The 12,601-nt window shown below is 27.3% G+C and carries 13 protein-coding genes; 2 read left to right on the forward strand and 11 right to left on the reverse strand.

Annotated features, from left to right (window positions below):
* Positions 1-1,870, reverse strand: a 1,870-nt coding sequence (locus Q0K52_RS13090) for a tetratricopeptide repeat protein (protein ID WP_297300135.1), incomplete at its 3' end; no start/stop codon positions are given.
* A 158-nt stretch (positions 1,871-2,028) separates the two neighbouring features.
* Here Q0K52_RS13090 and trpB point away from each other — a divergent pair.
* Positions 2,029-3,282, forward strand: coding sequence for a tryptophan synthase subunit beta (trpB, locus tag Q0K52_RS13095; protein ID WP_297300137.1), 1,254 nt, complete (start codon positions 2,029-2,031; stop codon positions 3,280-3,282).
* A 396-nt stretch (positions 3,283-3,678) separates the two neighbouring features.
* On the opposite strand, the gene Q0K52_RS13100 is transcribed toward trpB, so the two are convergent.
* The 6 genes from Q0K52_RS13100 to Q0K52_RS13125 all read right to left on the reverse strand — a co-directional run bounded on the left by Q0K52_RS13100 (position 3,679) and on the right by Q0K52_RS13125 (position 9,140).
* Positions 3,679-4,920: a sugar MFS transporter gene (locus Q0K52_RS13100; RefSeq protein WP_297300139.1), complete on the reverse strand. Its 1,242-nt coding sequence runs from the start codon at positions 4,918-4,920 to the stop codon at positions 3,679-3,681.
* A gap of 39 nt (positions 4,921-4,959) precedes the next feature.
* On the reverse strand, positions 4,960-5,691 hold the full coding sequence (lepB, locus tag Q0K52_RS13105) for a signal peptidase I (protein ID WP_297300141.1): 732 nt from the start codon (positions 5,689-5,691) through the stop codon (positions 4,960-4,962).
* Between the two features lie 35 nt (positions 5,692-5,726).
* On the reverse strand, positions 5,727-6,050 hold the full coding sequence (gene gatC, locus Q0K52_RS13110) for an Asp-tRNA(Asn)/Glu-tRNA(Gln) amidotransferase subunit GatC (protein ID WP_297300144.1): 324 nt from the start codon (positions 6,048-6,050) through the stop codon (positions 5,727-5,729).
* Between the two features lie 191 nt (positions 6,051-6,241).
* On the reverse strand, positions 6,242-6,691 hold the full coding sequence (locus Q0K52_RS13115) for a hypothetical protein (RefSeq protein WP_297300146.1): 450 nt from the start codon (positions 6,689-6,691) through the stop codon (positions 6,242-6,244).
* 3 nt (positions 6,692-6,694) lie between these two features.
* The gene (locus tag Q0K52_RS13120) at positions 6,695-8,098 is read right to left on the reverse strand and encodes an ABC transporter permease (protein WP_297300147.1); all 1,404 of its coding nucleotides are present in this window, start codon (positions 8,096-8,098) and stop codon (positions 6,695-6,697) included.
* A gap of 1 nt (position 8,099) precedes the next feature.
* Positions 8,100-9,140 carry an ABC transporter permease gene (locus Q0K52_RS13125; protein WP_297300149.1) on the reverse strand — a complete coding sequence of 347 codons (1,041 nt, stop codon included), beginning with the start codon at positions 9,138-9,140 and terminating at the stop codon, positions 8,100-8,102.
* Between the two features lie 370 nt (positions 9,141-9,510).
* Here Q0K52_RS13125 and Q0K52_RS13130 point away from each other — a divergent pair, with 370 nt between their 5' ends.
* Complete coding sequence (locus tag Q0K52_RS13130) at positions 9,511-9,927, forward strand: DUF2992 family protein (RefSeq protein ID WP_297300151.1); 417 nt, start codon at positions 9,511-9,513, stop codon at positions 9,925-9,927.
* Between the two features lies 1 nt (position 9,928).
* Here the strand turns inward: Q0K52_RS13130 and rnhA are convergent, their stop codons facing one another.
* Genes rnhA through Q0K52_RS13150 form a run of 4 tightly spaced genes read right to left on the reverse strand, consistent with a single transcriptional unit; the run spans position 9,929 to position 12,362 of the window.
* A complete protein-coding gene (gene rnhA, locus Q0K52_RS13135; protein ID WP_367271002.1) occupies positions 9,929-10,420 on the reverse strand; it encodes a ribonuclease HI in 492 nt (163 codons plus the stop codon).
* Between the two features lie 2 nt (positions 10,421-10,422).
* The gene (locus tag Q0K52_RS13140; RefSeq protein ID WP_297300155.1) at positions 10,423-11,469 is read right to left on the reverse strand and encodes a bifunctional oligoribonuclease/PAP phosphatase NrnA; all 1,047 of its coding nucleotides are present in this window, start codon (positions 11,467-11,469) and stop codon (positions 10,423-10,425) included.
* A 38-nt stretch (positions 11,470-11,507) separates the two neighbouring features.
* Complete coding sequence (gene rbfA, locus Q0K52_RS13145) at positions 11,508-11,879, reverse strand: 30S ribosome-binding factor RbfA (protein WP_297300156.1); 372 nt, start codon at positions 11,877-11,879, stop codon at positions 11,508-11,510.
* 3 nt (positions 11,880-11,882) lie between these two features.
* Complete coding sequence (locus tag Q0K52_RS13150; protein ID WP_297300158.1) at positions 11,883-12,362, reverse strand: chemotaxis protein CheW; 480 nt, start codon at positions 12,360-12,362, stop codon at positions 11,883-11,885.
* Positions 12,363-12,601 lie beyond the last annotated feature (239 nt).

A 12,601-nucleotide genomic window follows, 5' to 3' on the forward strand; every position in this document is an offset into this window, starting at 1 on the left:
AATTTTTATAAGAACGCTTCATATTATCATCAATATGTAAAGGATTGCTTCCATATTCAACAAGCTGTATAATACGCATTTCCTGTTCCTCTACAAATGAAGAATCTTTTATTAAATATTGCATGTTCATAAGTAATTGATATGCCAATGAAAGTTCATCAGAATTGAATTCCTTTATTACTCTAAACATAGAATAAAATACATACCCTATATTATTTTTTAATTTATCATAAAATCTGCTTCCTTCATTCCAAACAGTATATTCTTTATTTAAATCAATAATAAGATTATCATAATCTGATTCGCATGGATTAAATACTATTTCATTTTTTTTAAAGTTATAATACAAAACAAAATATAAAGGCAAAGTTTGTTCTTCATAGAATTCTATATTAGAATAATTATTTTTATCATAAGAAAATGAAAATAATATACCAGATCCGCAATTATTAAAAGATGTATCAAAAAATGATTTATCAAATACTAAACAGCAGCCCGTACCTTCTTTATTATCATATTTACCATATAATCTATACATAGTAAGAGAATCTTTGCATCTGCTGAATGATGTTTGCAATGCTATAAAATTATTAATATTGCCATATTTTGAATTGATATTATTATTCCTAAGAAGCTGCATTAATATCTTACCCTCTTTAGGATCATTAGCATTTTTTATGCTTGTCATTCTTAATTTATTTTTCTTTATATAAGTTTTATATTTTGTATTGTCTAGTTTATCATATCTTTTATCAAAAGCCATTTCATTAAACACTTCTATACTTGTATAATGTGATATCTCATTAATTTTATCATTATCTTTTACTGATATTAAATATAAAAACAAATATTGCAATATCCACAATCTTTTTACTTTATGTCTTTTTTGATATTCTATATCCCTAACTATAAAATTAAAATATTCCTCTTTTTCTTCTGTCCAAAAACTTTCTTCTTCCAATATTATATCTATTAATTTTTCTATTTTTATATGCTCTATAAATATTGATATTATATTAAATATATTGAAACTTCTTGATCCTTTTATATCAAATAAAATTTTTAAAGCATAATCATATTGCTCCAAACCTATCAATGCTTCAGATTTAAGAAAATATATTCTGTCATATATAGTGTCATCTCCAATAACATCAATTTCTATATAATCAACATGTTCTTTATTTTTTATAATGGTATCACCCTTGGAATTCTTTTCATTCAAAATTGTAAGAGCATTATCCAAACATTCTATAGCTTCTTTATATTTCTTTATATTAATAAGCAAACTAGCCTTATTTAAATAAACAATCTCCAAAGATTTGTTTATTTCCATAGCCTTATTATATATTTTGAATGCTTCATCTGTCTTTCCGAGTTTCTCTAAAACTATTGCAACGTTTAAATAAGCATAATCATATCCAAGTTCTGAAGCCTTATTAAAATAAAATAAAGCATCTTCATAACGTTCTAATTTTGAATATATGATACCAATATTAAAATAACATATTTCTGATTTATCATTTATTTCTAATGCCATATTAAAAGAATATAAAGCCTCATCAAATGCCATTAATTTAGCAAGTATTATACCCTTATTAATAAAAGCTTTTTCATATATGGGATTAATTTCTATTGCTTTGCTGTAATACTCAATAGATTCTTCATATCTATTCAAATAATATAATGTTAATGCTGTTTTATAATAACTGCGTGAAAAATATCTGTCTTTATAATTGCTGTCTAACTCAGAAGAATAATTTTCAAAATAGTTTATTATTTTTAAATATATTCTAAGTGCGGAAGAATATTTTTCCAAATTAAAATAATATCTGGCCTGTCCAAATAAACTCTCTATTCTATCTTTTACCACAAAATTACTCCAAATTAGCACATATTATACTTAATTATAAACTATTTTCTAATAATATAAATAAAAAACTAAAAAATATATTGACAATTTTTAAGTATATGATATTATTACTGTATAAAGTAATATTTCTAATAAAAAGGATATAAGGAATTATAAAAATGAGAAATAGCCAAAAAGGTTTCTTTGGAAAATTTGGTGGAAGATTTGTTCCAGAAGCACTAGAAAAATTATTAATAGAATTGGAAGAAGCATTTAATCATTATATTAACGACAAAGAATTTTTAAGCGAACTTGAAGAATTAAGAGCTGATTTTATAGGAAGACCTACACCATTAATGTATGCTAAAAATTTATCAGAAAAAATAGGCGGAGCAAAAATATACGTAAAATTAGAAGGACTAGCAAATACAGGAGCTCATAAGATTAACAATTCCATAGGACAGGCTTTATTAGCAAAGAAAATGGGAAAGAAAAAGATTATTGCAGAAACTGGTGCTGGTCAGCATGGAATAGCCACTGCTGCTGCTTGTGCCAAATTAGGACTTGAATGTTCTATTTATATGGGAGAAATAGATGTAAAAAGACAACAGCCTAATGTAGCATCTATGGAATTATACGGTGCAAATGTAGTATCAGTAACAAGAGGCGGACGCGGACTTAAAGATGCAGTTGATATGGCATTAGAAGATTGGGTTAAAGATTTAAAAGATACACACTATTTACTTGGCAGTGCCGTAGGCCCTAGCCCTTATCCTGATATAGTAAGGACTTTCCAATCAGTAATAGGAAGGGAATTAGAAAAACAAATACAAGAAAAGAACTTAAATGTAAAAGCTATGATAGCATGTGTAGGCGGCGGTTCTAATGCTATAGGATTCTTTGAGCCTTTCATAGAAAGAGAAAATCCAAGATTAATAGCAGTTGAAGCCGGCGGAATAAGTATGAATCTTGGAGAGAATGCTATTAGAATGCAAAATCCTTATGCTAAAGATATTGCTGCTCAGGGTTATATGAGTAAATTTATATTAAAAGAAAATGGTGAAATATCAGAAACAATGTCTATATCTGCAGGATTAGATTATCCAGGAGTTGGCCCTCAGCTTGCTTATTTGGGAGAATCCGGAAGAATAGAATTTACTTATGCTACAGACCAAGAAGCAATAAATGCAGTAAAAGAGTTTGCTAAAAATGAAGGTGTTATATTTGCTTTGGAAAGTGCTCATGCTGGTGCAAAAGCAATGGAGTATGCCAAACAATATACAAAAGATGATGTAATTATAGTTAATATGTCAGGCAGAGGAGATAAAGATATATTCATAACCTCTCCTATTTTTAGAGCAGAAAAATGGAAAGAGTTCTTAAAAAGTGAATTAGACAGATTAGAAAAGAACATAGATGTTCACAAATTTTAGCCTCCGATATATATATTTTTTATTATAGGTTTTTGTATATTATTTATTAATATCAAAAACCTATTTTTTATATATACCTAAACAATTATATTTTGTCAATTTTAGTTTTTATATTGTTATTATTTTCGGGGACTATCCCCCGAACCCCCCACTTCTTTTGCCGATTAGGCACCTACTCGGTGGTGCCCCAAAGAAGCTTATATCCTCGACAGGCTCGGATACGCTTCGCGAAGAACTGCATTTTTATAGGTTATACCCTATATTTAATAGGCATGTTTTTTATATAAAGTTCTAGCACTTGCGTTTTTTGCTACTTTTTTGTGCGGCAAAAAAGTAGATAATTCTATATAAAGTGCATCAGTTGAAAACTTAAAAATTTTTATTATATAATGAAAATTAAGCTCTTTTTCTATTTTTAAATAAAACCAAAACTACAAACATAAGTACAGGAAATATTATAGCAAATAATATACCTATTTTTAATCCTATCTGTATAGAATCTGAATTAACTATAATAGCACTAAATTTATCAGAAATATTTTTACTATTAGAAACAACCCCTACAATACCGGGCCCTATAGAACAGCCTATATCTCCAGCCAAGGCAAGCATGGCAAACATAGCAGTTCCTCCTTTATTATAAGTTTTTGCTGCAAGAGAAAATACAGAAGGCCACATTATAGCAACTGATAAACCTGATATTCCGCAGCCTATTAATGATAAAAAAGGATATGGACTAAATACTGTCACAATATAACCAAAAACACAAAATAAAGATGATATTATCAATGCTTTTTCTATATTTATACTTTCAGATTTCATTCCATAAATTAATCTTACTATACCCATACAAAATGCAAACGTACAAGCACCAAATATATCACCGACAGTTTTATTAACATTAAGACCTACTTCTGCAAATAATGATACCCATTGTGCAATAGATTGTTCACTAGCACCTGCACATATCATAAGTATAACAAATACTAAAACTATTTTTACAGATAATAACTTTCTTATAGATACAGTGTTATCACTTTTCATATTATCTTCATGAGTTTTCAAAACATTAAGAGGTACATTGCCAAAAAGAAATATATTGCAAAATGGTATAATAGCCCAAATCATTGACATATATCTCCAATTTTCAATACCAAATATATTAAAATACAATGTTGAAACTATAACTACGAGCATTGAACCCCAGCAGTAAAATGAATGAAGTATATTCATAGCTTTAGTTTTTTGTTTATCCGGAAGTGCCTCTACAATAGGACTAACTAAAACCTCTATCAATCCTCCGCTTATAGCATTAATAAAGAAACATATTAGTATACCTAAATAAGGCTCTATATAAAAAGGAAGTATACCAAGCAAAAACAATCCTAAAGCTGCAAATATATGTGCTGAAACTATTGGTATTCTATAACCTATTTTATCTATAAATTTAATTGCCAAAAAATCTATAAGCATTTGAATGCCAAAATTAAAAGATGAAAGCAATCCTATTTGAGTTAAGGATATATTAAAATCTTTTTGAAACATTATAAAAACTAAAGGAGGAAAAATATTAATTATAGCTTGAGTTATATATCCTATATAACTAGCATATAATGTATGAGTATAATTAAGTTTCATAAAAAAACTCTGTATAATAATTTATTTTTTATATTTAATTTATTTAGAAATGACTTTTCCGTCTATATTAGCAAAAGGAACATTGCCGAAATCTCTGCTGTCATATCCATAATCTCTGTTGTCTGATAATACAAAATACTCATTATAACCTATAATATGAGGTCCAAAATTATCCCTTGTTGAAATTTCAGCGTCTAATATCCTGCCGTCAGAATCTATATTAGCCCAAGGTTCATTAAGCATTTCTCCATTAATATAAACGGCTTTATCTCTTATCTCTATTGTTTCACCCGGAAGTCCTACAATCCTTTTTATTAAGTATCTAGTCTTCGATATATTAGCATTTCCAAAAGAAGCAAAATAAACAAAATAAGAAACAAATCTTTTAAGAAAAAATTCTCTTTTCGTTCTTGGATCTATCATAAATACTATATCACCCCTTTTAGGCCTTGAAAAAACTATAGTCTTTCCTGTAAGAGATGAAACAAATGGTCTTAAAGCAATAGCATATCTTAATTTAGAAGTAATTAATACATCATTTTGTTCAATGGTATTCATCATTGTAGAACTTTTCATTCTATCAATTCTAATAAACAAAGTAAAAATACCAAATATAATAAATGCTATAATAAAACCTAAAATAAGTCTTGCAACAGCTCTATATAATAAACTATTGCTTCTATAATAAATAAATATAAAAGGTTTTAATATAGCTTTTATAGCATTACGCTTTTCTTTTTTTAATTCTTCTCTATCATAAGAATAATTCATCTATAATTGATGACCTCTATAAAACAAAATAATTTTTAAGATTTTTTAGCGTGGTGTTCGCTGTTTTCTAAAGCGGCAGGAACAGCAGGAACTACTATATAACCATATTCACCGCTGCGGCATAAATCCATTATAACTTCATTATTCAAAGTTTCACCTGGTACATCTTCTCTTAAATATTCAGGTAAGTCAATAACATGGTATAAAGGATCTATATTATCAACATTAACTTCAAATAATCCTTCTATAAACTCTAAGTCTTTATTTAATCTATTTAACATTTCATCTTTTTGATTGTCTTCTATTCTTAATCTTGTTTGATATAAAAGTGCTTCTAATTCTTCTCTATCTGTAGTCATTATTATATCCTTAAAATTATAATTACAAATATAATATATTATAATCAATATTTTTTCAATAGTTTGTAATTTTTTAATATATAATTATTTATCAAAAAATTTATGAACTTTTAATATATTTTTTATTAAATATTGATATATAAATATACATAATAAAAATACTAATTTATTATTAAAATAATAGCCTTATATTATTCTAAAGCTTTACTCATCATAAGATTTAAAGATAATTCTTCTATATCATCTTTAGCAAATAGTGAATAATATATTCCATCAACATTCCAATATGCAATATACTCTTCTCTGTCATTCGTTTGTATTGTTATTTCTATATCAGTTTTTTCATCAATCAATTTTTTATAATCATATAAAACATCATAAAAATATAAAAGTTCTTCTAAATTTTTTGAAGCTCTATAAGTATAATTCATATTATTATAATCAAAATTAGACTCTGCTATAGTTCTATTAACAATAGCATATTTAACATTAAAAGCATATTGAGGAGCTGGTACGCAATAACCTAATATAGAAAAAGATTTAGTTGAATCAACAGGTACAAACTCAATAACTTTATAATGACTATCATAACATGATACAATAAACAGAATCAATAAACAAACTATAAACTTATTTTTCATATTTTATCTGCTCCTAAGTTTAGGGTGAAGTATTTTATCTAAAGCAAAACCTAAAAATGCAAATGACATACCTAAAATTGCAATTAAAATTCCTGGAGGTATTATCCACCACCAAAGCCCAGATAATACTGCAGAACCTTTCATAGCATCATGCAGTATCTGCCCCCAAGTAACTATAGTAGCATCACCAAGACCAAGCAATGATAATGAAGATTCATAAACTATAGCTGAAGGTACAGCCAAAGCCATAGAAGCAAATGAAAAAGGTAAAAGTAGTGGTGCTAAATGATTAAATATTATTCTGAAATGTCCTGCTCCAATAGTTCTTGCTGCCTCAATATATGTTTCTTCTTTAAGCTGCATAGCCATTGAACGTACTGTCATAACAGAACCAGTCCAAGAGAAAAATATCATCATAGTAATCATAGTCCATATACTAGGCTTAAATATTGCACTCATAACTATCATTACTGGAAGTACAGGAATTCCTATAAATATTTGATAAATAAACTGCATAACATTATCAACAAATCCGCCGAAATACGCTGATACTATTCCATACATTACACCGATTATAACTGATATAAAACTTGTTGCTATACCAATAAATAATGCCCATTTAAGACCTGATATAAGTCCGGAAAATATATCACGCTTCATATTATCAGTACCCATTATGCCAGACATAGAACCGACCAACACTATATAAGGATTTCCAAAACTAGAATTAGGGTCTGAAAATTTACCGCTTATTTCAAATTTATAAACTCCTTTTAAAGCTTTAAAATCTTTAGCCATATCATCTTTTTTCGTGTTAAAAAGTATTTTCATAGGATTGGTTGTAAGAGTATCTATTTGTCTTGCTAGTATTCTTGGCACTGATTCTCTGTAAAATCTAAATATTCTATTCTTTGAATCATTGAAAGCTGATATTCTTAAATCGCCGTTTATATTATGTAAACTATCAGAAAGTGTTATTACTGCTCCGTCTGGTCTTGTTACATTCCATATTAAGCCGGTAGAACCATTAACATTAGCATGGAAAATTAAATCCACCGGAGATTTATCAAATTTATAATCATATTCAAATACTGCTTTATAAGTTAATTGATTATCTATATAATTAGTTTCAACACTTAATGGTTTTATATCTGTTGTAATAGATGATTTTTCCTTTTGAAAAAAATTAAGCCATTCAGGAGGTGCTGAAGCTGGATTGTCCTGCCAATAAGTTATATCCCTCCAGCGTTTAGGAGCTTCTTTATAAGTTAAAAGCAAAGGTTCTAATAATGATACAAATATTGCCAGAATCAATATACATAAACCTACTACGCCTGCTTTATCTTTTTTAAATTCATTAAAGAATTCTATTATTGGAGAAAGTTTTTTATTAAAATTACTTTGCATTTTATAACTTACCTCCAACTTTTATTCTAGGATCTAAAAAACCATAAGATATATCAAGAACCACTAATCCGAATTGATAAAGTGCAGTAGTTATAGCTAAATTTCCCATAAGCACTGGTATATCATTTTGCTGAACTGATATCCAATAAAGATTACCTAAACCGGGCCAAGAGAATATACCTTCAAATATAATTGATCCTGCAATAGAACCAAGTAAGCCCAATAAAGTTATAGTTACTATTGGAGGAGCTGAACTTCTCAAAGTATGTCCGAGTAAAACTGATTTTTCTGATATACCTCTTGCACGTGCTGCCATAATATAATCTTCCTGCAATGTTGATAATACTATATTTCTTACAACAAATGAAAGTCCCCAGAAACCTATTAAAGTTAATGTAATAAGAGGCAATGACATATGCCATAACATATCCAAATAATACATTATGCCTGTAGGAATTGGTATTGAATGAACGCCTCCGGAAGGAAACAAATTAAATTTATAAACTAATACCATTATCAATATCATAGAAAGCCACCAAGTAGGCATACCATAAACTATCATTGTTATAATACTTGTGGTTCTGTCAAATAGTCCTCCGGCCTTTCTCGCTTTTATAAGTCCTATTATCAAACCTATTATCATTTGTATAACTGATGCCGTTGTAAAAAGTATTATAGAACGAGGTAATGCCTCCCCTATTATTTTTATGACTTCTCTATTTCCATTTGAATCCATCATAATAGTGGATTTTCCAAATTGAAATGTTATTGTATTAATAGCTCGTATAAAAATTCTCTCTCCTATACTTCTATTAAGCCAATATATATCATAATAATATTCCCTTCTCTCTTTTATAAAATTAGCAACATCTTCAGTACGCATATTGCTTAAGCCTCTAACTTCAGCATTAATATTTTCTTCTATTTGTGCCTTTAGAGTTTTTTCACTGACTGTATTGAATATAGCTGAAGACATAAACATTAATATTACAAACATGACTATGCCTTTTAATATGCGTTTAATCACAAAATAAGTAAACATAATATAATCCTTTCAAAACATTATACTAAAAAGAGTAAAAATTGTAAAGACTTATTATGTTAATTAAATTATGATAACTATTTCAACCGCACGGTAAACAGTACTAAATATATAGATAAAATATAATTCAAAATAAAATTAATTATAAAAAATCGTTAACCGTGCGTAAAATAGATTATAAATTTAATACAAATTTGGGCGGGGATCCTTTTTTTATTTCGCTATTTAAGAATAATAAATTCATAATCAGTAATTTAAATAATAAAGTATAAAGGGCGGGGTATGTAAATACATTTTTAAGAAAAACACAATAAAATAAATGTCTATTGTATATTTTTATAATTTCGATAAATATAATAAGAGATTAATAATGAGTAAAATTAAGATAAGTATAAAAATAAATATTACTGTTTTATTTGAAAATCCATTCTGGATATGTTTATATGAACGTATTGGAGATAATAAACATGAAACATGTAAAATTATTTTTATAACAGAACCTTCAGACAAAGAAATACATAATTATCTTTTAAAAAATTTAGATAAATTAAAATTTCATACTTCTATAATTGAAAAGCCTGCTGAAAAACCTAAAAGACAGAGAAAGAAAAAAGAAACTATCATATCTTCAGAAAAGAAAACTTCTCTAAAAAAATCTGTTAAATCATCAAAGCCTAAAACAGGAAAAAAGACTACAATAGTAAAAACTAAAAAGTCTCAAAAAGAACGTCCTCTTGTTATAAAACAGGAAAAGAAAAAGAATACTAAACAAAAAATAAAAGCTTGAATCAATTATATGAAGTCTTTTCACTATAAGAAGCTGCTTTGCCGGTTTCTATATGCTTATCCATTAAAATATTAACTATTTCATCAGCACGATTATTTTCTTTATTAGTTGAATGACCTTTAACTTTTATAAACTCTATATTATGTTTACTTGACAATTCTATTAATTTGAGCCAATATTCTTTATTTTCAACAGGCTTCTTATCACTTTTTATCCAATTATTTTTCTGCCATGAATATATCCATTTAGTCATGCCGTTAATTAAATAAGCACTGTCGCTGTAAAGTTTTATATTATGAGAATTTTTTAATCTTTCAAGAGCTTTGATTGCAGCTTTCACCTCCATTTTATTATTAGTAACATTATCTTCGCTCTCACCTATTTCAAGACGCAAATTATGTTTTTCGCTTATAAGTATAGCTCCCCAAGCTCCAAGACCTGGATTTCCTCTGCAGCCGCCGTCTGTATATATTATAATATTATCCATTGCCATAATTACGAATCTAATAAATTAATCAATTTATCTTTTAATTCCTGAATGAGTTTTTCTTTTGTATAATCTTTCTTTGATACTGTAAAACCGGAAGCTTTAGGGTGACCGCCGCCGCCAAAACTTTCAGCAATTTCTCTAATATCTTTTACTGATCTGCTTCTCATACTAACTCTGAAACTATCTTCAGTTTCATGAACTATGAAACCAATTAATACATCGTCCATTTGTATTAATGTATCAGAAGCACTTACTCCAAGTTCTTTAGTATTTATTCCGCAAATAGTATCACCTAAACATATATAGCCTATTTTTTTATCATAATCTATTATCATTCTTCTATATATTTCCATTAAAGCAGAAACATCATTTCTAGTATATCTCTTTCTTACAACATTACCAATATTCTCTTGCATAACTCCTATTTTCTTCAATTTAGAACCGAAAAGTAATGTTCTTTCTGTTGTATTGCTGAATATAAAACTGCCTGTATCTGTACAAATGCCGGAATATAATAATGTAGCTATAGTAGAATCCATTTTTTCTGTATAATCTTGGAATATATCAAATATTATCTCACAAGTTGCACCTGCAGTAGTATCATCATAAAACATAGTAACACCTTTAAGATTTCTAACTTTATGATGGTCTATAAATATAACTTCATTATATTCATTTGTAATATCTGCAATCCAGCCTATTCTGTCTATATCTCCTGAATCAAGTACAACTAAAACATCTTTTTTAGGCAATGTTTCCGGAGTAACTTCAAATATTACATTATCAATCAATAAAACATTTTGCAAATCTCTTTGCATTTTATCTGTATTAACAACTACAGCATTTTTATTAAAAACATTTTTTATAAGTAAAGATAAACCTAAACCAGAACATACACAATCACAATCTGGATTCCTATGGCCTGTTATAGTAATATCAGATGCTTTTGATAATCTATCTAATATTTGTTGTTTTGTAGTATTTATTCTCTCATCATTCTCAATTTTTGATACAATTTTATTATCTTCTTTCATAGTTTTTTTAAAAAACATTAAAATACCTCTTAATAAATTAATAATAAATAGAAATATTAATTATCAAAATCGTTAGATACTTCAGGAATATCCAAATTTTTTATATCAGTTAATACTTTATTGGTTTCTATTAGATTCTTATCATAATAAAATGTTAGATTAGGAACATATCTAATAGTAAGCTGTTTTCTAAGATATGAAAATATTACACCTTTAGCACTATTAAGACCATTAAGAACCTCATTTTGTTTATCTTCATTAAGACATACAAAATATACCTTTGCTGTTTTTAAATCTTTAGCAGTATCCACCCTTGTAATAGTTACAAGATTATTTTTTATTCTTGGGTCTTCTATCTCTCTCATTATAATCATAGAGAGAGTCTGTTTAATATTTTCGTTTACTCTAAGTATTCTATGTGATGACATATATTATTTTACTATAGAATTATTGATAGCTGTACTTAAATCATCAAGTTCATCTTTGACAAATACTTTATCTATATCAACTAAGATGATCATTTGTTCATTAGCTTTTACCAATCCCATAATATATCTGCTGTCTATACCAACATGCATATCTATATCTTCTTGTATATTTTCATTGCTTATAGTAAGTACATCAGATACAGAGTCAACAACTAAACCATATTTTTTATCGCCTATTGCTACAACTACAATAACACAGTTTTCTGGGTTCATAGGTTCATCAAAATGGAATCTAGCTCTTAAATCTATAACAAGAATAATAGTACCTCTCAAATTAATAATACCTTTCAAATAATCTGGGCAGTTTGGAATTGGAGACGGCTGCATAAAATTCAATATTTCTTGAACTTTTAGAATATCTATTCCGTATAATTCATTATTTATCTTAAATACAAGTATTTGATTTGATATGGCACTACTCATGTTAACTCCTTTAAATTGTACTATAAATTATAATATATAATGTACATAAGTCAAGTGAATTTCTTATTTCTTTTGATAACATTTTATATCATATTAAATAAAAAAACAATAAATTTCAAAAATTAATTATATAAAAAACAATTTAATTTTATAAAAAACAACATTGCACAGGAGCCAGACATATTGCATTAAGTATTCCTTAGTTTTTTAAAGTATAACATAGGTGTATCATAATTTAA

The sequence above is a fragment of the uncultured Brachyspira sp. genome (assembly GCF_944390845.1).
Classification (GTDB): Bacteria; Spirochaetota; Brachyspiria; order Brachyspirales; family Brachyspiraceae; genus Brachyspira; species Brachyspira pulli.